At 66.2% G+C, this 21030-nt stretch carries 15 protein-coding genes; 4 read left to right on the top strand and 11 right to left on the bottom strand.

Annotated features, from left to right (window positions below; translation table 11 throughout):
• Positions 1–29: 29 nt before the first annotated feature.
• From ACSQ3Q_RS03065 to ACSQ3Q_RS03055, 3 genes are all read right to left on the bottom strand, one after another.
• Entirely contained in the window at positions 30–650 is a 621-nt protein-coding gene (locus tag ACSQ3Q_RS03065; protein ID WP_436132946.1) for an exosortase H-associated membrane protein, read from the bottom strand.
• A 41-nt stretch (positions 651–691) separates the two neighbouring features.
• Positions 692–1318: an exosortase H gene (xrtH, locus tag ACSQ3Q_RS03060; protein WP_436132945.1), complete on the bottom strand. Its 627-nt coding sequence runs from the start codon at positions 1316–1318 to the stop codon at positions 692–694.
• Between the two features lie 149 nt (positions 1319–1467).
• The gene (locus ACSQ3Q_RS03055; protein ID WP_436132944.1) at positions 1468–4953 is read right to left on the bottom strand and encodes an IPTL-CTERM sorting domain-containing protein; all 3486 of its coding nucleotides are present in this window, start codon (positions 4951–4953) and stop codon (positions 1468–1470) included.
• A gap of 308 nt (positions 4954–5261) precedes the next feature.
• Between ACSQ3Q_RS03055 and ACSQ3Q_RS03050 the strand changes: the two genes are divergently transcribed.
• Positions 5262–5570 carry a hypothetical protein gene (locus ACSQ3Q_RS03050; protein WP_436132943.1) on the top strand — a complete coding sequence of 103 codons (309 nt, stop codon included), beginning with the start codon at positions 5262–5264 and terminating at the stop codon, positions 5568–5570.
• 161 nt (positions 5571–5731) lie between these two features.
• Here the strand turns inward: ACSQ3Q_RS03050 and htpG are convergent, their stop codons facing one another.
• Positions 5732–7711, bottom strand: coding sequence for a molecular chaperone HtpG (gene htpG / locus ACSQ3Q_RS03045; protein ID WP_436132942.1), 1980 nt, complete (start codon positions 7709–7711; stop codon positions 5732–5734).
• A gap of 321 nt (positions 7712–8032) precedes the next feature.
• On the opposite strand from htpG, the gene aqpZ reads away from it, so the two are divergent.
• Positions 8033–8728, top strand: a complete 696-nt coding sequence (aqpZ, locus tag ACSQ3Q_RS03040) for an aquaporin Z (protein WP_436132941.1) — start codon at positions 8033–8035, stop codon at positions 8726–8728.
• 61 nt (positions 8729–8789) lie between these two features.
• Here the strand turns inward: aqpZ and ACSQ3Q_RS03035 are convergent, their stop codons facing one another.
• From ACSQ3Q_RS03035 to ACSQ3Q_RS03010, 6 genes are all read right to left on the bottom strand, one after another.
• Positions 8790–9725: an exopolyphosphatase gene (locus ACSQ3Q_RS03035; protein WP_436132940.1), complete on the bottom strand. Its 936-nt coding sequence runs from the start codon at positions 9723–9725 to the stop codon at positions 8790–8792.
• A gap of 113 nt (positions 9726–9838) precedes the next feature.
• On the bottom strand, positions 9839–11140 hold the full coding sequence (locus ACSQ3Q_RS03030) for an esterase/lipase family protein (RefSeq protein ID WP_436132939.1): 1302 nt from the start codon (positions 11138–11140) through the stop codon (positions 9839–9841).
• A gap of 275 nt (positions 11141–11415) precedes the next feature.
• Positions 11416–12201 carry a pseudouridine synthase gene (locus ACSQ3Q_RS03025; protein ID WP_436136926.1) on the bottom strand — a complete coding sequence of 262 codons (786 nt, stop codon included), beginning with the start codon at positions 12199–12201 and terminating at the stop codon, positions 11416–11418.
• A gap of 424 nt (positions 12202–12625) precedes the next feature.
• Positions 12626–14977, bottom strand: coding sequence for a putative bifunctional diguanylate cyclase/phosphodiesterase (locus tag ACSQ3Q_RS03020; protein ID WP_436136925.1), 2352 nt, complete (start codon positions 14975–14977; stop codon positions 12626–12628).
• Positions 14977–15567 (bottom strand): methylamine utilization protein, encoded by a 591-nt coding sequence (locus ACSQ3Q_RS03015; RefSeq protein WP_436136924.1) that lies wholly within the window; start codon positions 15565–15567, stop codon positions 14977–14979. The genes ACSQ3Q_RS03020 and ACSQ3Q_RS03015 overlap by 1 nt, the downstream gene beginning before the upstream one ends.
• Positions 15568–15620: 53 nt before the next feature.
• A complete protein-coding gene (locus tag ACSQ3Q_RS03010; protein ID WP_436132938.1) occupies positions 15621–16511 on the bottom strand; it encodes a DUF4394 domain-containing protein in 891 nt (296 codons plus the stop codon).
• 397 nt (positions 16512–16908) lie between these two features.
• Between ACSQ3Q_RS03010 and ACSQ3Q_RS03005 the strand changes: the two genes are divergently transcribed.
• Entirely contained in the window at positions 16909–18642 is a 1734-nt protein-coding gene (locus ACSQ3Q_RS03005) for a methyl-accepting chemotaxis protein (RefSeq protein WP_436132937.1), read from the top strand.
• A gap of 43 nt (positions 18643–18685) precedes the next feature.
• On the opposite strand, the gene ACSQ3Q_RS03000 is transcribed toward ACSQ3Q_RS03005, so the two are convergent.
• Positions 18686–19432 carry a Crp/Fnr family transcriptional regulator gene (locus ACSQ3Q_RS03000; protein ID WP_436132936.1) on the bottom strand — a complete coding sequence of 249 codons (747 nt, stop codon included), beginning with the start codon at positions 19430–19432 and terminating at the stop codon, positions 18686–18688.
• A gap of 168 nt (positions 19433–19600) precedes the next feature.
• Here ACSQ3Q_RS03000 and ACSQ3Q_RS02995 point away from each other — a divergent pair, with 168 nt between their 5' ends.
• Positions 19601–20791, top strand: a complete 1191-nt coding sequence (locus ACSQ3Q_RS02995; protein ID WP_436132935.1) for an ABC transporter substrate-binding protein — start codon at positions 19601–19603, stop codon at positions 20789–20791.
• Positions 20792–21030 lie beyond the last annotated feature (239 nt).

Genomic DNA, 21030 nt, shown 5'->3' with positions numbered 1-21030 from the left:
CTCCGCGGGGCCCGCCGGGCCTGCGGAATTCAACGCGGCGGCGGCGCAGAAGGGGCGAGCGACGCACGCCACCCCTTGACCAACACGTCGCTGACGAACTTGTGGTCAAGCCACAGCCACAGCAGGATCGGCACCAGCGTGGGCACGATCAGCGACCCCATCTGGTAGCCATACACGATCGCCTCCATCTGCCACTGCGACACGCGCAGATAGCGGAGGTTGAGCTGCCCGTTCATGACAATCTGCATCAGCAGGGACATCGAGAGACTGAAAGCCTGCGCCGGAAGCAGCAGCAAATAGCCTGCCGCGGCCCGGGGTACGCGCCCCTTGCCGCGGGCTGCCAGCAGCAATGCCAGAAAGATGGGCAAGCCGTAGGCATAGCGCGCTGGGCTGGCCTCCACCGTGATCTCCGCCCAGCGCCCGCCCGACTGCGGCACAGGGATCGCCACGGTGGTGTCCACCTCCATGTTGTCGGGTTTGAAGTGCACCTCGCGCACCCACATGGGAGCGCCCTGCTCCAGCGCGATGTGCGACAACACGCCCACGGGATAAGAGGTCCAGGCCGACACCTGGGACCACAGGCCCGTGAGCACAATGATCCAGCCGAACGCGGAAAGGACGAAGACAGTCAACGGTGAAAGGCGGCGCATGGACGTTCAGCTCGTTTTCGTTTTGTGGGGTCGTGGCGCGATCACACCGACGGCCGCACAGGCGGGGACAGGTCGAGCGACGAACTTACCAACCCTTGCGCGGGCGCCAATGGCGCGGGCTGTGGCTGCATTGGCTGGACGGGCGGGGCTGGTGGCTCGTCGGGAGGAGACGGTGGCTGTGGAGGTTGCTCAGCCTTGGCCCCGGCACGTACCCACAGCAGCCAGACGACCAACACGTCCAGCATGATGAGCGCCTGCCACAGGTACTCGTGCGCGAAATTGAAGACCTGCGTGTTCCACTGGCCGATGTAGAAAAGGCTGATGACCCGCACCACATTGAGCCCCTGCACCGCCACGAAGCCGGCCGCGAGTCCCAGCAATTTGTGCCGCCAGGTCGACGGAAAAGCGATCACTGCGGCAAACAATACGATGCAGGCCTCCACCCCATTGCAGCCGGGCTCGATGGACACGCCGAACCCGGTGGCCGTGTTCCACAGCACCTTGCCAGCGGCAGCCGCGGTCGAATCGAACAGCGTGACCAACGCGACGCACACGCGCGCCAGCAGGGCCGTCCACGGCAGGATCACGTGCTGCTGCACGGCGCTCAGCATGTTGATCCCGAACAGTGCCAGTTGAAGGACCAAGAATGTGATGAAGAAGCGCAGCATGAAGGTTGTCCTGAGATCGTGACGATACCCGCAGCGCGGGCATGGGACGGATTATCGATACACAGCAAAAAAGGCCAGAACGCGGTGCGTTCTGGCCTTTTGCATGCAGGCAACGGGAGCCAGCACCGATGGCTAGCTCCTGCTGCTGCTTACCAGCGGCGGCCCACCGCGGCGTGCCGCCACGCCAGCAAGCCCAGCAAAGCCGACAAGATGATCAAACCCCACTCCGACAGTGTCGGGATGGAAGCCGTGCCACCAGGAGGGCCAGTTACGGTAGTGGTGGCGTTGGAGGTGTTGTTCGCAGGATTGGTATCCCCCGGAGCATCCACTGTGGCGGTGTTCACCAGAGGGCTCGTACCGGTGTACGGTGATGTCAAGGTCGTGTTGATCGTGAACGTGCGGGTCGCTCCCACGGCCAGAGGTCCAATGCCGCAGCTGATGGTACCCGCGACATTCACGCAACCTGGCGCAGACACAAAGGTCACGCCCGCAGGCAATGCGTCCACCACCTGTGCTCCGTCGCTGGGCAGCGGGCCGTTGTTGGTGACGACCAGCGTGTAGGCCAGCGCAGCCCCGGGTGCGAGCGGTCCGGCGGGTGCCGTCTTCACGATAGCCACATCCGTTGCCACTGTGAAGCGACGGGCTGTGGTGTCGTGGGTGACCACGTTGTTGGCCAACGTCGTCTCCGTTTCGTCCACCGTCACGCTGGCCCGGTTGAACGCCGTTCCGCTCGTCGCGCCAGCCACGGTCAGGGTTTCGGCGTTCATCACATACGTCACAGTCGCGGTCTGGCCACTGTTCAAACCAGGGAACGTGCATTGCAGCGTACCGCTGGTCGCGCCTATGGCAGGTTGCGTGCATGCGCCGCCAGCATTCACCGTCAAGGCACCCTGGTAGCTGAAGGTGGCCGTAGGCGCGGACCCTGGCGCCGGAAAGATGTCCGTCATCACCACGTTGGTGCCGAACGACGGTCCGCTGTTATTGATGGTGATCGTGTACGTGGTGGGCAACCCCAGATCAACCGGGTCGGCGCTGTCGACCTTGTTGATCAGGATATCCAACTGCGCTGCGGTGACCGGCGTGGTCGTCGTGGCGCTGTTGTTGGCGGCGTTCGACTCTGCAGTGGTCGTGGTCGCAGCGATGCTGTTAACCACCGTACCGCCTGCCGCAGTTCCCAGGGGCCGCATCCGATAAGTCACGGTCTGCTGGACGCCGGAGGCAATGCTGGCCCAGTTGCAAGTGAGCGTGCCACCTACCGCACCGGCAGTGATGGGCAAGCAAGTGCCGCCGCCGCTTACCGAGACCAGGTTCATGAAGGCTGCGTTGGCGGGCAGGGTGTCCACCATCTGCACCGCTTGGGCCGTCGATGGACCTGTGTTGCCGATGGTTGCCACGTACGTAATCGGGGCGCCCGCAGGCACGGTGGCCGGCGTTGCGGTCTTGGCGGCTGTCACATCGACGATGGCGGTGACCTGGCTGGTCACGCTGCCACTGTTGTTGCCCTGCACCGGATCACCTACGTCGTTAGAGCGCACGGTCGCCGTGTTGGTGCGGGGACCGGTCACGGCGATATTCGGTCGGACGACCACTGTCACGGTCGCTTGGGCACCAGAGGCCAGCGTACCCAGATTGCAACTGAGGTTTTGCGAGGTTCCGTTGGTCACGCCGTTCGGAGTGCAGGTGCCTTGCGACGCAGCGGCAGACTGGAAACCGCCGGTATTCACCAGACTGGCCAGCGTGTCTGAAACCACCACGTTGGTGGCAGGGTCCGGGCCGTCGTTACTGATCGTGATCACGTAGGTCAGGTTCTGGCCCGCCACTACGGGGTCAGGAGCGGCCGTCTTGGACACCACGCGCAGGTCTGCCTGGGCAACGGTGGAGGACACGGCAACGCCAACGCAGTTGTTTGCGTTGTTCGAGTCGGACCGAGCGCCGACGCCCAAGGCCACGCAGGCATTGTTGGTGGCGGTGCCGGTACCGGCCAGCACTGCGGACACAGTCACGACAGGCGCGTTCGCATTGGCGGCCAACGCAGAGGTGCGAGTGCAACTCCAGGCTGCCGGTCCTGTGACTGGCAACGCGTCGCAGGCCCATCCCGTGGCGCTGACCAAGCTCGTGAGCGTGACACCTGCGGGAACGTTGTCGGTGATCGTGATGGACTGGGTTCCGGGCACCCCGGCTGGACCGTTGTTGCGCGCCGTCAACGTGTAGTTGAAGGCCTGGTTGGGCACCACGGGGTTGAGGCTGGCGGTCTTGGTCAACGACAGGTCCGACTCCGTGCTGGAGGTGACATTGGCGGAACTGGTGTTGTTCGCCAGGTCAGGGTCGGTCAATGCGGTGGCGATGTCGGCCGAGTTCGACAATGCCCCCGCACCGGTCGCAGTCGCCGTCACGGTGATGACAGGCATGTTGGTGAAATTGGCTCCGGTGTACTCGGTGCGAGTGCACGAGATCGTCGCGTCACAGGTCCACCCGGCTCCGGTGGCCGAAACAAAGGTCAGTCCGCCGCCCAGGGTGTCGGTCACGGTAATGGGCTGGCCCACCAGCAAATTTCCACCATTCAAACGTGGGGTCAGCGTGTAGACGACGTTGTCCCCCTGGCCAACGTTGGAGAGAGCGGTAGTTTTGGTGATCGAAACATCAGCACCTGCGGTGGAGGTCACATCCACCGACGTGGTGTTGTTGGACGAATCACCGTCCGGCATTGCCGAGTTGTCGGGCTTGAGGCCCGCCACGGCAAACGCGGCTGTCACGGTGCCGTTGGTATTGGAGACGGCAGGCACCGTCAGAACCCCAGCGGACGCCCCGCTGGCCAGCGCGGAAGCCCTGGTGCAGGTGATGTTGCCGCTGCTCAGCGGATAGCCGCTCGACGGCGTGCAGGACCAACCCGGACCCGTGGGAACCGACCGGATGGAGGCTCCCGCCGGCACCGTGAACGTCACGGTCTGGCTACCGTCAGCGGAGTCCGGGCCCGCATTGGCAACCTGCACCGAGTAGCTGTAGTTTTGCCCGGCGACGACGTTGGCCACCGAAGGCGTTGCCACCACTGACAAGTCCGCGGCCGCAGTGGCCGTGGTGGGCTGGATGCTGTTGACGTTGTTGCTGGTGTTAGGGTCCGTCGTGGCGCTGCCGGCCGTGGCAGTGTTGGTCCACACGCCAGCGGTTGGCAGTATGACGCGGATCGTTACGGTCTGGTTGCTGTTGAACGGAATGTTGCCCAGCGCACAGTTGACGATTCCACCCGCAGGGGGATTGCAGGTACCGGCCGTGGTGTTGACATCGACGAATGTCGAGCCTGGGGGCAGGGTATCTGCCAGGGTGACGGCGTTTGCCAAGTTGGGGCCATTGTTATCGATGCGCAGCGTGTACGTGAAGATGCCGCCCGCTGGACCTGGGTCTGGGGAGTCGGCATGGTTCACGACCAGATCGGCAGACTGTGCAAACGCGGCCCCGGCAAACATGCCGCCGGCGAGGAGAAGCCAGCGAAAGCGCCCAACGACGCTTTGTGCCGGGCGCGAAGCCTGGGCTGCGACTTCAGAGGCAGGACAGCCTGCAGGCTGTTCCGACCCACCGCGGGTCAGCGCACGCCAGGCAGAGCCTGCGCCCGACCACAGTCGCGTCAAACGATAAAGCATTGAATTCTCCTGAATGAATGGCTCCGACATCCGGCCACGCCGCGACCCCACCAGGTCCCGTTGGACCTGCAAGAAAAACACCTGCAGGGGGAGTTACGTGAACGAGCCTTCGCCGCCAGTGGCAAAGGTTGGAGGCGAGTCTATGCGACAGATGTGAGATGTATGACGAGCGGTGACAATCGTTGACGTTCGTGAACGAGAGTGCGTATCGTTTGCGCGACATCCAGCACCGCCAAAATGAAATGGCCTGCCGTGGGCTGCTCGGCTATGCTGCCAGCTCCCTTACATTTCGCCAAAACGGCCCGCCCATGAAGGATTTGTTTCGCAATCTCCTGTCCATCCGTCAAAAGCGCCGGGCTCCGCCGGTGGGGCCGTTGCCGGCGGTGGGCAGTTTTATTCAGCGCGGGCCTGTGAAGATGGCTGTGACCGAGCCCGTGCCGCGTGAGCTGTGGGATTGGCTGGTGCTTTCAGGCTGGCGCAATCTGCCGGTCAAGACGGATCGGCGCAAGGGACTTCAAGCTCCGCAGGGCGCACTCAGGCAACTGATCGACGCCAACCCGCAGGAGCGCAACCGCGCGCACAGCCGCGTGCTGGAGCAGGCCCAGCCCGAGGACTGAACCGGCCAGCGGGCAGCATCCGAGCGATACCAGAAACCATAAAAAACCGGCAGCGCGAAGGCATTGCCGGATTTGCTATTTATTTTATAGCTACTAGCGCTTATGGAATAAGCGCTAGAGGCATTTTTCGCTTAAAAAAGGGCCGCTACCGCAGCACCCCCTCAGACCAGCAGCGCGTTCACGCGGCGCACATAGGCCGCAGGGTCTTCGGGCAGGCCGCCTTCGGCCAGCAGCGCCTGGTCGAACAGGATGTGCGCCAGGTCGTGGAAATGCACGCTGCCGTCGAGCTTCTTGACCAGCGCGTGTTCGGCGTTCACTTCCAGTACGGGTTTGGTCTCGGGGGCCTGCTGGCCAGCCTGCTTGAGCATGCGCGCCAGCTGGGTGCTCATGCCGTCGTCTTGCACCACCAGGCAGGCCGGTGAATCGACAAGGCGGCTGGTCACGCGCACGTCTTCGGCCTTGTCCTTCAGCGCTTCTTTGAGCTTGGCCAGCACGGGCTTGAAGGCTTCGGCGGCTTCCTCGGCGGCCTTCTTCTCGGCTTCGTCCTGCAGCGTGCCCAGATCGACCGCGCCCTTGGCCACGCTTTGCAGCGGGGTGCCATCAAACTCGTGCAGGTAGTTCAGCGCCCACTCGTCCACGCGGTCCGTCATCAAGAGCACTTCGATGCCCTTCTTCTTGAAGACTTCGAGCTGCGGGCTGTTCTTGGCGGCGGCCAGGGTGTCGGCGGTGATGTAGTAAATCGCCTCCTGGCCTTCCTTCATGCGTGCTTTGTAGTCGGCAAAGCCCACCGTCACGGCGTCGCTGGTGGTGCTGGCGAAACGCAGCAGCTTGGCCAGGCGCTCGCGGTTGCCAAAGTCTTCGCCCAGGCCTTCTTTCAGCACCGCGCCGAATTCAGCGTAGAACTGGCTGTACTTGCCTTCCTTGGCCTTGTCGTCGGCGTCAACCACATCGGTCACGCCGTCGTCGCCCGCCGTGGCCTCATGCTTGTCATGCTTGGCCAGGTCTTCTAGCATGCTGAGCACGCGCTTGGTCGAGCCTTCGCGGATGGCGCGCACGTCGCGGCTTTCCTGCAGCAGCTCGCGGCTCACGTTCAGCGGCAGGTCGGCCGAGTCGATCACGCCCTTGACGAAGCGCAGGTAGGTGGGCATCAACGCCTCAGCGTCGTCCATGATGAACACGCGCTTCACATACAGCTTCACGCCCGCCTTCTTGTCGCGGTTCCACAGGTCGAACGGCGCCTTGGCGGGGATGTACAACAGTTGCGTGTACTCGGTGTTGCCTTCCACGCGGTTGTGCGCCCAGGTCAGCGGGGCTTCGTGGTCGTGGCTGATGGTTTTGTAGAACTCGGCGTATTGCTCTTCGGTGACGTCCTTCTTGGGGCGGGTCCACAGGGCGCTGGCCTTGTTGATGGTTTCCCACTCGCCGGTCTTGACCATGCCGCCGGGTTGGCGGCCGCCGGCTTCGTCGCCGGGGGTGATCAGCTCGCCGTCTTTCCACTCTTCCTTTTCCATCAGGATGGGCAGGCTGATGTGGTCCGAATACTTGGCGATGACCTGCTTGAGCTTCCAGGCGTTGAGGTATTCCTCGGCATCGTCGCGCAGGTGCAGGATGATGCTGGTGCCGCGCTGCGCGCGGGTGATGGCTTCGACCTCGAAGTCGCCCGTGCCACCGCTCACCCAGCGCACGCCCTGGTCGGCGGGCAGGCCCGCGCGGCGCGATTCGACCGTGATCTTGTCGGCCACGATAAAGCCCGAATAGAAACCCACGCCAAACTGGCCGATGAGCTGGGCGTCCTGCTTCTGGTCGCCCGAGAGCTTGCCCATGAAGTCCTTGGTACCGCTCTTAGCAATGGTGCCCAGGTGGTCAATGGCCTCCTGCTGGCTCATGCCGATACCGTTGTCGGTGATGGTGAGTGTCTTGGCGGCCTTGTCGAAGCTCACGCGCACTTCCAGGTTGGGTGCGTCTTCGTACAGGGCGTTGTTGTTCAGCGCTTCAAAGCGCAGCTTGTCGCAGGCGTCCGACGCATTGGAAATCAGCTCGCGCAGGAAGATTTCCTGGTTGGAGTACAGCGAGTGCGTGACAAGGTGCAGCAGCTGGGCCACTTCGGCCTGGAAAGACAGGGTCTGTTTGTTGTTGCTCATGGTGTCTTGATGTTGGCTGTATGGATGCGGGGAGCCGACTTCTCCTGCCGCTGAAAGCCTGTGGGCAAGGGAAGGCGGTCGCGCGTGTCAACTCGGGGCAAGCCGGCGGTTTTTCAAGGGCTGTCCATGCGCCGGGTCGAAGCGGGATGTCACGGGGACTGATGTACGGCATTCTTTGCGCTCGCGGGCCACATGAACATTGTTGACAATTGCGGCACAGTTGGCGTCATTTGCCGCCAATTTGGCGCCATAAGATCGCCGGCGGCAGGTGCTCGGCAGAGTGCGTGCCTCGTCCTGAACTGACTTTTGCTGGAACGCCACATGCACACCCCTCTTCAAAAATGGTCCGCCGAATTCATCGGCACCTTCTGGCTCACCTTCGGCGGCTGCGGCAGCGCCGTGCTGGCTGCGGCGTTTCCACAGCTGGGCATTGGTTTTGTGGGGGTGTCCCTCGCGTTTGGCCTCACCGTCCTCACTGCGGCCTATGCCCTGGGGCCCATCTCGGGCGGGCACTTCAACCCTGCGGTATCTGCGGGCCTGGCGCTGGCGGGGCGGTTCAGGTGGTCGGAAATGCCCGGTTACGTCGTGGCCCAGGTGCTGGGTGCCATTGCGGCGGCCGGCGCGCTGTACCTGATTGCCACCGGCAAGCCGGGTGCGGAGATCGGCGGTTTTGCCACCAACGGCTTTGGCGAGCACTCGCCCGGCGGCTACGGTCTGATGTCCGCTGTGGTGATCGAAGTCATTCTGACAGCGGTGTTTCTTATCGTGATCCTGGGCTCCACGGCCCGGCGCTCGCCCGGTGGCTTTGGCGGAATGGCGATCGGGCTGTGCCTCACGCTCATCCATTTGATCTCGATCCCGGTGACCAACACCTCGGTGAACCCCGCACGCAGCACCGGCCCCGCGCTGTGGGGCCCCGGCTACGCGCTGTCGGAGCTGTGGGTGTTCTGGGCCGCGCCAATCGCCGGCGCGCTGCTGGGTGCAGCCATTTACCGCGCCCTGTTCAGCGAAGACTGAGCACCTGACCGGTGGCAGCGGCAGCGTGCAAGCCAAAGCCGTTGCGGCCTAAGGCGCCGGATCAGCCTTCGGTGGTGATGCGCTGCACCAGAGTCTGCAAAACCTTGTCGGCCTTGTCGTTGCCCACCTGGCAGGTGCCTGCCGCAGCGTGGCCGCCGCCGCCAAACTCGAGCATCAGGTTGCCGATGTGCACCTGGCTGCTGCGGTCCAGGATGGACTTGCCCGTGGCGAACACGGTGTTCTGCTTTTGCAGGCCCCACATCACGTGGATGGAGATGTTGCAATCCGGGAACAGCGCATAGATCATGAAGCGGTTGGTCGCCCAGATGGTGTCTTCGTCGCGCAGGTCCAGCACCACCAGCTTGCCGATGCGGATGGCGCAGCGCTGCAGCTGGTCCTTGGCCTTGGCCGCCTGCTCGCGGTACAGCGTCACTCGCTCTTGCACATCGGGCAGGGCCAGAATGTCTTCGATGGTGTGGTCGCGGCAGTACTGGATCAGGTCCATCATCAGCGCGTAGTTGCTGATGCGAAAGTCGCGAAAGCGCCCCAGGCCCGTGCGCGAATCCATCATGTAGTTCAGCAGCACCCAACCCTCGGGTTCCAGGATGTCCTCGCGCGAATACTGCGCAGAGTCGGCCTGGTCCACGGCCGCCATCATCTCCTCGGTGATGCGCGGGAAGGCCGCCTTGCCACCGTAGTAGTTGTAGACCACACGCGCCGCCGAGGGGGCATGCGCCTCGATGATGTGGTTCTCGTCGCGCCGGCCCGAGTTGCGCACCGTTTCGGACTCGTGGTGGTCGAACACCAGGTGGGCCCCGGGCACGTAGGGTAGGTTGGTGGTGATGTCGCGGCTGGTAATGGCGATCTTGCCGTCCTGCATGTCCTTGGGGTGGACGAAGGTGATGTCGTCGATGAGGTTGAGCTCATTGAGCAGCACGGCGCACACCAGGCCGTCGAAGTCGCTGCGGGTTACCAGGCGGTATTTCACGTCGCTCACTACTGTCTCCTTGTCTCAGTCAATTCGTGGCCACATCGTAGCCGTGGGCCAACGCCGGGCAAGGCCGTTGGCATGGAAAAAGCGCGCCATTGGGCCGCTTTCGTTCGTTTTGTTCACGCGGGGCGAAGCCATTGCTCCAATTGCTGCGCCACTTCGGCGTCACCCAGCAGCCCGAGGTGCCCCAGCCGGTGGAACACGGCCTGCTGGCCTTTGGCAAATCCCAGGGTCAGCGCCCGATCATCGTGGATGCCCAGGGCACTGCGCAATGGCACCAACCCGTCCCCCACCAGCCGCTCAGCCGCCCGGCTGCGCCGTGCAGCCAGCGTGGCGGCCACCGCATAACAGGCCACCCCGGCAGGCAGCGGCACCGGGATGCGCACATCCGCGTGCGGTCCAAAGCGGTCTCGTCCGTGCCAGTCGGCCTCCAGCACATGGCCATGGCGCAGATCGGTGATGCCGGCGCTGCGCAGCTGGGCCAGCCGCGCAAAGGGGCGTGAATACACGGTGCTACCCAACAGCGCGTCCACCCAGTGGCCGGCTTTCTCAAGTGGCGCCCCGTGGTGCGGGGTACCCAGGCACACCAGGTGGCGCAGGTGCGCCAGCCACCCCTGCCCTGCCGCAGCGGCCTGGTGGCAGGCGCTGCGGGCGACCAGCCCCCCCATGCTGTGGGCCAGCACCGACAGATCGGTGACGGGCACGGGCCAGGCGGCCAGCAATGATTCGAGCTGGGCCGACAGTTCCGCGCCGTTGGTGGAGGTGTGCAGTCCGGTGTTGTAGCGCAGGTAAACGGGCGTGTAGCCCAGCGCCTGCGCCAGGTGGGCGCCATGGTCGTGGCCTTCGTGCAGCCACTGCAGGTCGTTCATGCACAGGCCGTGCACGAGCACCAGCACCTTGCCCGTGGCGGCGCCGCGGCGGGCCAGAGCTGGCAGGTCGAGCGGCAGCCCGTGCTGGTAGAAGCCCATGCGCGTGCACAGGGGGTTGTCGTCGCGAAGCAAGCGGTCGCCCATCACGCCGTTCAGCGCGGCCAGCACGGCCTCGCGCTCCCACTGCACCGCCGTCGCTGGCAGCGTGGGCTCAAAAAACGGCTCCAGCCGGGCCAGGCCGGCCTGCAGACCCGCATCCACCAATCGCGTCACGCCGCGGATGCTCTGGTAGACCAGCCCCGTGAGCCCGCGTGCCTGGCCCGGCTGCGCGCCGCCGGGCAAGCCCAGCGTACCCAGCACCGACTGGTGCACCCCTTCAGCCACGCGGCTGATGCCCGTGGTGGCCTTGGCGGCCAGACGCGCCGCGCCGCGCAGGTCGGACACACGCAACTGCTGCAGAGGGTTCTTTTTGGCGGGCTGGGAGTTGCCCTTGGCGGTGCGCTCGGGGCTGGGGAGAGCAGCGCTGGGGCCGCGGCGCTTGGATGCAGGCATGGTCTGGGGTCCGTTCAGAGAGGGCTGCGCGACGCGGTGCCTACGCGCTCAGCGGCAAGCGGCGTTGGGATGCACATAGGCTCCGCGCGCCGAAGAAGGCTTGGCCGTTGCCGTACCCGGAGCTCGCGACAGTCGTTGTGCGCTGCCAATAGCCCGTGCTGTTGGCAAGCGCCGCAACATAGCAGACCGCCCCGCAACGCACTTGCCCGAAGGGCTGGAGTGCAATCGGACGATTGCCTCCAATTCGATCTCCAAAAAAGACGTTGAACAAGCTCTTAAAACTGTTCATGGGAAGACAGGTACCGCCACTGGCCCACCGGCAAGTTGCCCAGCGTCACGCGGCCAATACGGATGCGCTTGAGCCCCACCACTTTCAGCCCCACCAGCTCGCACATGCGGCGGATCTGCCGCTTCTTGCCTTCTGTGAGAACAAACCGCAGTTGCTCGGGGTTCTGCCAATCGACCTTGGCGGGTTTCAGCGGCTGGCCGTCCAGGCTCAGGCCGTGGCGCAGGCGATCCAGCAGTTCGGGCGGAAACACCGCCTGCACATTCGTGCTGACAGGGTCGCGCTCGTCGATTTCCTGCAGCGGCGCGGATCGCTCACTGGGATGGCGTGGCATGGCCTGGCCGGGTGCCTGGTACACCACGCGCACCAGGTACTCCTTGTCCACCGTGGAATCCTCGCCAATCAGCTGGCGCGCCACGCGGCCATCCTGCGTGAGTACCAGCAGGCCCACCGAATCAATGTCCAGCCGCCCTGCAGGCGCCAGCCCGCGCAGTTGCGGCGGAGAAAAGCGGTTGCGGCTCGGGTCGTCGCGCCAGTGCGTGCGGGGGTTGATGAGCGCCACGGCGGGCGTGTGGCCATCCTCTGCCTGACCGCTCACGTAGCCCATGGGCTTGTGCAGCAAGATGGTGACGCGCTGCTCCTGGAACCCCTGGGCTGCCTTGTCCACCTCGATCCGGTCGGTGGGCAGCACCTGCACGCCCATCTCGGCCACCTGGCCATTGACCTTGACCCAGCCCAGCGCGATCCACTCGTCCGCTTCGCGCCGCGAGCACATTCCGAGCTCGGCCATGCGCTTGTTCAGGCGGGAGCTGACCAGGCCATTGGGGGCCACGATGCGTGCGGCCGGCGCGGGCGCCTGGCGAACCGGTGCCACAAATCCGCCGCCCGTGGCCGTGCGGTAGGTGGACGGTGCAGGCGCCCTGGACGGGCGCGGCGGCGGTGCAGGCCGCGCGGGGGCTGCTTTGGCAGCCACGGTGGGACGGCGAAGCACCGGGCGTGATGCGGGCGGCGCACCGGGGGTGTTGGCGGGCGCGCCACCGCCCTCCGAGGAGGGGGTAGCTGCGGGGCCGGCGGGCGGACGGGGACTGGAAGAAGACATTGCGCGTATTTTCGCTTGTGGCCGGGGGCCGCTCTTGCCAAGGATGAAAAACCGGTGGGCGCAGCCTGCGCGGACGCGGCCCGATCACAACGAAGAAAGCTTACCCCTGGCGTGCCTGCCAAGCCAGAAAGTCATCGACCGGCAGCGGGCGGGCGATGTGATAACCCTGGGCCTCGTCGCAGTTCAGCGCGCGCAGCCGCTCCAGGATGGCCGCAGTCTCCACCCCCTCCGCCACCACCGTGAGGCCCAGGTTGTGCGCCAGGTCAATGGTCGAGCGCACGATCATCGCGTCGTCCTCGCCGGCCTCCATGCCCATCACGAACGACTTGTCGATCTTGAGCTCATCCACCGGCAGGCGCTTGAGGTAAGCGAGCGACGAATACCCGGTGCCGAAGTCGTCGATGGACAGCTTGAAGCCCTGCTCGGACAGCCGGTTGAGCATGGCTTCGGCGCGCAGCGGGTCGTCCATGATCGCGCTCTCGGTGATCTCCAGGCAAAACGCGCTGGCCGCCACGCCGTGGCGCACCAGGATGTCGGCGAGCCGTGCGCTGAGCTCGGGGTCCATCAGGTCGCGCGTGGACAGGTTGACCGACACCCTGAGCGGCAGCCCCTGCGCACGCGGGTCGGCCAGCAGCCGCGCCACCGCTTCCAGCATCCACAGCGTGAGCTGGCGCACAAACCCCGTCTGCTCGGCAAACGGAATGAACTGCATGGGCGGCACCAGGCCGCGCTGCGGGTGCTGCCAGCGCACCAGGGCCTCGGCGGCCAGGCCCGGCTGGCCGTGCAGCGCCACCTTGGGCTGCAGGTACAGGCGCAGTTCGTGGTGCTCGACCGCATGGCGCAGCTCGGTGAGCAGCGACAGGGTCTCACTGCTCGCCGAGTCGAATGACGCGTCGTACTGCAGCGCCCCGCTGAGGCGCCGCTTGGCCGCGTACATCGCGATCTCCGAGCGGCTCAGCAGCGTGTCGGCGTCATCCGCATCGCCCGGCCAGCAGGCGATGCCGATGCCGGCGCTGAGGTCCACCGTCTGGTCCTCGAAGGCCAAGGCCTCCTCGAACGATTGCGTGATGCGCAACGCCGTGGCGTGCGCGGCGGCCGCGTCAGCGCCTTGCAGCAGGATGGCAAATTCGTTGCCGCCCAGCCGGGCCACCATGTTGTCGGGCGACGGCACCTGCTGGCGCAGCCGCTCGGCCACGGCCTGCAGCAAGCGGTCGCCGAAGGCGTAGCCGAGCACGTCATTCACATGCTTGAAGCGGTCCAGGTCGAGCGTGAGCACGGCCAGGGGCAACGGATGTGCGGCTGCGCCAGTGCCGTCCGCGGCGCCAGCAATCGCCTGCACCACGGCTTCGCGAAAGCGCTCCCGGTTGGGCAGGCCGGTGAGACGGTCCCAATACGCCAGACGGCGGATCTCGGATTGCTGCGTGCCGATGTCCACGCGCATGTGGTCGAACGAACGCGCGAGGTTGCCGATCTCGTCGCTGCGCCCGGTGTGCTCCAGCGGCACGTCGTATTCGCCGCGCGACAGCCGCTGCGTGGCGGCGAGCAGCGAACGCAGCGGGGTCGTCAGGCGCTGCGCCACTAGGCCCGTGCCCACGGCAAACAGCAACACGCCGGCGACGGTGATGATGGCCAGCAGCACCTGCAGCTGGCGGTAGGGCGCGAGCACTTCATCGACCGAGCGCAGCAGCAGCGCCTGCACCTCGCCCCCCACGCTGGCCAGCGGGATCGCCCGCGCCAGCAGGGTGCCTTCGGGCGTCTGCAGCTCGCCCGAGGGCACGCCCTGGCGCTGCAGCATGGCCAGCGGGCCGGGCGGCAGCGTGCTTACCGGCACCAGGGTCTTGCCGTCGGCTCCTTTAACGACCAGCGCCACATGCACCGACAGGAGCTGCCGCATTTCGTCGGCCAGCGGCTGGTGAATCGGAAAGCCCATCAGCACCCAGCCGATGACCACCGGCGCGCGCAGCGGCACCATCACAAACTGGTAGGGCTGCCCCTGCATCACGGCGATCTGGCTGCCCTGCGGCGCGGCGGCCAGCGGCGGTACAAGTTGCTGCAGGGTGGCCGGGAATGCATCCATGCTGCCCGACAGGCTCACGGCACGCAGCGCCATGTCAGTGCCCAGCAGCGCGGTCACCGTGGCGCCGATGCGGCTGCCATGGTTTTCCAGCACCGACTGGATCGTGTCCTCGTCGCCCGAATTGACGGCCGAGCGAAAGCCGTAGTCGGCCGCAAGCAGCGCCGAGCCCTGGCGCAGCTTGTCGGCGTTTTGCTCCAGCAACCGGCGCCAGACGTTCTCGTCGAGGTCCAGCGCCTGGGCGATCTGCGCGCGGGCATTGCGCTCGATGGTGCCCTGCACCACCGCAAAACCCGCCGCCTGCACGATGAGCAGCAGCAGCAGCGACAGCCCCACCAGCCGCAGGATGAGGCTGCGCCGCAGCAGCCGCAGCCGGATCAAGGTTGCAGCCCCGCCACGCGCACGGGCACCGGCGCGCCGCCAGTGGCCGGCACCGTCAGCGCCTGCTCGTGCGCGGGCGCACCCACCGGCAGCCGCGTGTGCCAGGCGCGCAAGGTGTAGTTGCCGGGCGGCACGTTGTCGATCTGCGCCCGGCCCGCGGCGCCAGCGCTGCGCGCGTAATGCGGCGTGGCCACCACCAGAATCCAGCCCACCATCTGGTCGTGGATGTTGCAGCCCAGCGCCACCACGCCGGGGCGGTCAAACAACACCGGGTTGGAGGGTGTGCCGGTGTAAAGCTTGAGTTCAAACTTCTTGGCCGGCGAGAACGAATAGACGTGGTGGCGCACCGAATCCTGGTTGGGGAAACGCACTTCGGTACCCACAGGCACTACCAGCACGCCGGGCACAAACTGCCGCTTCTCCTGCGCCATCTCCGCGCCGGCCAGCGGCCGGACCTGGCGGCTTGCCTCGGCCGATTCGAGGAACACCACGGCGTCGGCCAGCGGCTTGCCGGCGGCATCGAGCACATCGACCTGCACCGTGGCGCCCTGTGCAACCCCACAGCCCAGGCAGCACGCAGCGGCCATGGCAAGGGCTGCCACTGGGCGCGCCGACATCGGGGCAGGTGCGCGGCGCATGCTCACGGCTCGATGGCCATGCCCAGCAGTGGCACGCCCTCGCCCACCACACCCAGCGGCCGGGCGGTGCCGGTGGCCAGGTTCACCAAGTGCAGGCGCGTCTGGCTGTCGGCAGGAGTGCGCACCGCCACCAGCGCGGTGTTGCCAACATCTGCAATATCGAACGCAACATCGGTGAGCGGGCCCAGGCCCAGTGGCCCCACCGTGCGCAGCTGGCCGGTGTTGGGCGACACCACCGGCGTGGTGCCTTCGCGCGAGCCCTGCATGACCAGTACGCCGAGCGCACGGTCGATGGCGTAGTTGGTGGTGAGCTTGCTGTCTTGCGTGTTGTAGGTGTAGGCGGCCCCTGCGATGTTGGGTGTGCGGCCAGCGTTCACGTCGCTCCAGGCGTAGCGCAGGCTGGGATCGGGCTGCACGCCGTCGGCAGCGGGGTCGCCGTCGACCGCGGCGCCGGTGTCGGGGTGCAGGCGCAGGTTCTGGCCAGTGTTCGACACCACGCGGATACGGTCTGCGGCCGGGTTGAAGTCAAAGCCAAACGCCGAGCCGCTGAGCGCCAGCACCGCTGGCGCCGGCCCCACCGGGCGCAGGGCACCGGTGGGGATGTCGAGCGTGTACAGCCGGCCCGCTTGCGAGAGCGCATACAACACGCCGCGCGCCACGCGAAAGTCGATGCCCACCAGCCGCTCGCCCGTGGGTAGGCCGGTGACGGGGCGGCGCTCGAGGATGCGTTCTGGCTGGCCGGCGTTGAAGGTGATGAGCTCGTGGGCAGCCGTCACGGCCACGACGAGCTCGCGCTGCTCGGGAGCGGGTGGGGTGGCGCAGCCAGCGAGCGCAGCGCCCACCAGCGCGGCCACAGCCGTACGGCGTACCTGGGGGATGGAAAACGGATTCATGGGAAGCCTCACATCTGTAACGGGGTTATAACTGATGGACCAATTCCTGTGCATGCCACACAGCGTTTTGCGCGCCTTGATTTACTACTATTTTTATAGCAATAGATGCAATCAATACAAGCGCTAGCGGCATTTTTACCTTGTATTCTTGCATTCACGCCGTGTGACACAGGTGTCGACAACACAACGACTGCCCGCCCCTGATTTGTAACAAAATGGCCCATGCACATCGGGCATACCACTATCCGCAAGCGTCATGACACATTTTGTAATTAGTGCCTACACTGCGCTGGACTTGGGGCCAATGCCATACCGGCCCGCAGGTTGAGACGGGCACCGTACTTGCTTGGCCCCATCACCCGATTTATCTACGTCCCCCGAGACTTCAAGGAACACCATGCCGGCCGCTTCGTCACTTAAATCCCTGTCGATCTCGAGCCGGCTGGCCCTGGGCTTTGGCTGCATGCTGGTGCTGCTGGTGGCAGTGGCCGCGGTGGGCCAGCTGTCGGTCGGCAAGGTGCATGAGCAGTTGCAGCAGATCACCGGCGTGGGGGCGAGCAAATCCAAGCTGGTCAACGGCATGCTGGAGAGCGTGAGCGCCATCGGCATCCAGAGCCGCTCGGCCGCGATGCTCAATGACATCGACCCCAAGCAGGCGCGCGAGCAGATCGAGGCCGTGGCCAAGACGCTCAAGGAATACACCCGCCAGGAAGCCGCGCTGGCCGAGCTGCTCACACCCGCCAACGCCTCACCGGCCGAAACCAAGCTCCTCGCTGAAGTGCAGGCGCTGGGCCAAAAGACCCGCCCCGAACTCGCCAACGCGATCAAGGCCGCCGACGACGGCGACACCGTGAGCGCCACGCTGGCGCTGATGACCCGCGTGGCCCCGGCAGAAACCGCCTGGCGCGGCAAGCTTGCCGAACTGATCGACCTGCAGAACAAGCTCAACGCCGAAGCCACCGCCTCGGCCAAGGACACGCAGAGCCAGGCGCGCCTGGTGGGCGGCCTGCTGGTGCTGCTGGCCATTGGCCTGGGCGCGCTGATCGCCTGGCGCATCACCAACACCATCACCGCGCCGATTGGCCGCGCCGTGGTGGTGGCCGAACGCATTGCACGCGGCGACCTCACCTCGCAGGTCGAGGTGCGCATCCACGACGAGACCGGCCGCCTGCTCGAAGCCATCGCAGCGATGCAGGAGCGCCTGCGCACCCTGGTGGGCGAGATCGGCCAGACGGCCGATTCCATCCTGGTGGCCAGCTCCGAAGTCGCCTCGGGCAACCTTGACCTGAGCCAGCGCACCGAGCAGACCTCGCACAACCTGCAAAGCGCGGCCTCGTCGCTGGTGGACCTGACGGGCACCGTGGCGCAAAGCGCGGATTCGGCACGCCAGGCCAACCAGCTGGCATCCACGGCGTCAGAGACCGCCACGCGCGGCGGCGAGGTGGTGTCGCAGGTGGTGCGCACCATGGACACCATCAGCGCCAGCTCGCGCAAGATCGCCGACATCATCAGCGTGATCGATGGCATCGCCTTCCAGACCAACATCCTCGCGCTGAATGCCGCCGTCGAAGCGGCCCGCGCGGGCGAACAAGGCCGTGGCTTTGCGGTGGTGGCCGGCGAGGTGCGCAACCTGGCGGGCCGCTCGGCCAACGCGGCGCGCGAGATCAAGGCACTGATCGGCACCAGCGTCGACCAGGTGCAAGAGGGCAGCACCCTGGTGAACCACGCCGGCAAGACGATCGAAGAACTCGTGCTGTCGGTGCGCCGGGTGTCGGACATCATGGGCGAGATCACCGCCGCGACGCAGGAGCAAAGCCAGCGCATCGGCCACGTGAGCCATTCGGTGGGCGCGCTGGAAGAGATGACGCAGCAGAACGCCGCGCTGGTTGAAGAAGGCGCCGCCGCGGCCGACAGCCTCAAGGACCAGGCCGGGCGCCTCACGCAGATGGTGGGCGCCTTCCGCCTCACGCGCACCGGCGGCGACGCCGAGAACTGGGAGCCACCGGTTATCTCCGCGCTCGCCAGCCTCCCCCACGCGCCAGTGCCCGCTCCGGCCGCACGTGCGCCCGGCGCCGCGCAGCGTGGCCTGTCGGCGGCGCGGCCCGCGGTGCGGTCGTTGCCACGCAGCTGACGCGAACACGCCAGGAGCCTGCGCGCCCTCAGCGGCCGGAGCCTCAGCCGCCGGCCTGCTTGCCCTGCAACTGAAAGATGCTGGAGCGCAGGGCCGCCAGATCCAGCACGCGCAGGCCACCGTATTCGACGCGGATCGCGCCCTGCGCGGCCAGCGTGGTCAACGCCTCGTTCACCCGCTGGCGCGACAGCCCCACCAGGTACGCCAGCTCCTGCTGCGTGATGCGCAGCACCTCGCCGACGCCCGGGTACAGCACCGGGTTGAACAGTGACGCCAGGCTGCGTGCCACCCGCACCTCGGGGTTGTTCAGGCGGTCGATCTCGCGCGCGGCGATGAACTGGCCCAGCCGCTCATTGAGCTGGTTCATCACAAAGCGGTTGAAGCCTATGGAGTGGTCCAGCAGCCAGTGAAAACTGTCGAGAGGCAAGCCCGCCACCACGCTTTTGCGCAGGGCCTGGATGTTGTAGCGGTAGGGCTCCCGCTTGATGGTGGTGCCCTCGCCAAACCAGCCGCCCGGTGGCAGGCCGGCGTAGGTCATGGTCTGGCCCTGCGCGTTGTCGGTGCTCATCTTGAGCAGCCCCTCGACCACCCCGAACCAGTAGGTCACCGGGCGCCCCACGCGGCACACGTAATCGCCCGCCTGGGCATCGCCCACTAGCAGCGATGCCACGGCCCGCTCGCGCTCGGCGGGCAGCAGCAGGGGCAGCCACGGGATGCCATCCAGCTCTTCGGCGGTGGGCGATCTGCGCCGCTGGTGCAGCGACAGGTCCTGGTTGATGCGCGGGTCCATGGGATGGCCTGGAAGGTGGGCGGGTACGGGGCAAATCGCGGCCCACGCGGGCGGCGGGCTACGGGAAATCCTGAGCCGAATTGTCGTCAGAAAGACAAAAAAATGCCAATCAGCACCGGATGATGCTCCCTCCCCACGGCCCTGGGGCCCACCGAGGAGACACAACACATGAACCACAAGCCATCCACCGGGCGGAATGCCGCCGGCGCCCCCCCACCCCGCACCGGCCTGGGCCGGCGCCAGCTTCTGGCCACGGCCGTGGCCCTGCCCTGGCTGGGCGTTGCCGGCCAAGCGAGCGCGCAAGACGGGGCAATCAAGATCGCGCAGTCGACCGCGCTCACCGGCCCGCTGGGCGATCTGGGCTCCGCCATGCACCAGGGCGCCAAGGCGGCGTTTGCGGGCATCAACGCGCGCGGCGGCGTGCACGGCCGCACCATCGAGCTGGCGACGCTGGACGACGCCTACGACGTGCCCAAGGCGCTGGCCAACGTGGAGCGGTTTCTGGCCGACCGCGACACCTTTGCGCTGTTCAACTGCATGGGCACGCCCATGATCGACGCGATGCTGCCCAAGGTGGTCGATACCGGCATCCCGTTTTTCGCCCCGTTCACGGGCGCGCAGCTCAGCCGCACCAAGAACGCGCGCAACGTGTTCAACATCCGCGCCAGCTACGCCGACGAGGCCGAGAAGCTGGTGCAGCACCTGTCCACCATCGGCATCCAGCGCATCGGCATCGTCTACCAGAACAACACCTTCGGCAAAGAGGTGTTTGGTGCGGCCAAGCAGTCGATGGACCGGCTCAAGCTGCCCGAGGCGATCACCGTGACGGTGGAGAACAACGCGTCCGACGCCGGCAGCGCCGCCGCCAAGCTGGCCGCCGGCAACCTTGAGGCCATCGTGATCGGGCTGGCGGGCAAACCCACGCTGGAGTTCGTGAAAGCCTTTCGCGCCCTCAAGCGCGGCGTGACGCTGTATGCGCTGTCGGTGATGGGCACGCCCGCCACCGTGAAGGCGCTGGGCGCAGACGCGACCGGCATGGCGATCTCGCAGGTCGTGCCGCTGCCGTCCAACGCCGTGATGCCCGTGGTGCGCGATTTTCAGACTGCGTGGAAAGCCTCCGGCGCCACGGCCGAGCCCTCGCACCTGGCGCTGGAGGGCTACATCAACGCCCGCGTGTTTGCCGAAGCCCTGCAGCGCGCGGGCCGCAACCCCACGCGTGCGGCGTTCATCGACGCGACCTGGAACCTCAAGAAATGGGACCTGGGGGGCTTTGAGGTGAACGCCAGCACGCCGGACCGCAACGCCTCGCGTTTTGTGGAGCTGACGCTGGTGGGGCGGGATGGGCGGTTTATTCGGTAGCCCCCCCTGAGCCGCTGCGCGGCTTCCCCCGTGGGGGGACGCACCCGGTGGCCCGGCGAAGCCGGTTCCACGCGTGCACTGGCGTTGGCGGCGTGCGGGTTTGGAGGGTGTGGGAGTAGTGGCCCCTTCAAGGCCGCTGCTTATTTGATGGCTTCAAGCGATTGATGTGCGGGCGGTAGCGGGCGTTTTGATTTGCCGTTGTTTGCCCCACCCCCGCTCCCCCACACGTTGCCGTGACA

This window comes from Acidovorax sp. LjRoot129 (assembly GCF_964253765.1).
Taxonomy (GTDB): Bacteria; Pseudomonadota; Gammaproteobacteria; order Burkholderiales; family Burkholderiaceae_C; genus Acidovorax.
Note: the sequence above shows the minus strand (reverse complement) of the source record. Positions and strands in the feature narration are given on the sequence as shown.

Excerpts from the sequence above, each read along its gene's own strand:
- ACSQ3Q_RS03065 (WP_436132946.1), bottom strand. The coding sequence starts at position 650 with ATGCGCCGCCTTTCACCGTTGACTGTCTTCGTCCTTTCCGCGTTCGGC.
- xrtH (WP_436132945.1), bottom strand. The coding sequence starts at position 1,318 with ATGCTGCGCTTCTTCATCACATTCTTGGTCCTTCAACTGGCACTGTTC.
- ACSQ3Q_RS03055 (WP_436132944.1), bottom strand. The coding sequence starts at position 4,953 with ATGCTTTATCGTTTGACGCGACTGTGGTCGGGCGCAGGCTCTGCCTGG.
- ACSQ3Q_RS03050 (WP_436132943.1), top strand. The coding sequence starts at position 5,262 with ATGAAGGATTTGTTTCGCAATCTCCTGTCCATCCGTCAAAAGCGCCGG.
- htpG (WP_436132942.1), bottom strand. The coding sequence starts at position 7,711 with ATGAGCAACAACAAACAGACCCTGTCTTTCCAGGCCGAAGTGGCCCAG.
- aqpZ (WP_436132941.1), top strand. The coding sequence starts at position 8,033 with ATGCACACCCCTCTTCAAAAATGGTCCGCCGAATTCATCGGCACCTTC.
- ACSQ3Q_RS03030 (WP_436132939.1), bottom strand. The coding sequence starts at position 11,140 with ATGCCTGCATCCAAGCGCCGCGGCCCCAGCGCTGCTCTCCCCAGCCCC.
- ACSQ3Q_RS03025 (WP_436136926.1), bottom strand. The coding sequence starts at position 12,201 with ATGTGCTCGCGGCGCGAAGCGGACGAGTGGATCGCGCTGGGCTGGGTC.
- ACSQ3Q_RS03015 (WP_436136924.1), bottom strand. The coding sequence starts at position 15,567 with ATGGCCGCTGCGTGCTGCCTGGGCTGTGGGGTTGCACAGGGCGCCACG.
- ACSQ3Q_RS03010 (WP_436132938.1), bottom strand. The coding sequence starts at position 16,511 with ATGAATCCGTTTTCCATCCCCCAGGTACGCCGTACGGCTGTGGCCGCG.
- ACSQ3Q_RS03005 (WP_436132937.1), top strand. The coding sequence starts at position 16,909 with ATGCCGGCCGCTTCGTCACTTAAATCCCTGTCGATCTCGAGCCGGCTG.
- ACSQ3Q_RS03000 (WP_436132936.1), bottom strand. The coding sequence starts at position 19,432 with ATGGACCCGCGCATCAACCAGGACCTGTCGCTGCACCAGCGGCGCAGA.
- ACSQ3Q_RS02995 (WP_436132935.1), top strand. The coding sequence starts at position 19,601 with ATGAACCACAAGCCATCCACCGGGCGGAATGCCGCCGGCGCCCCCCCA.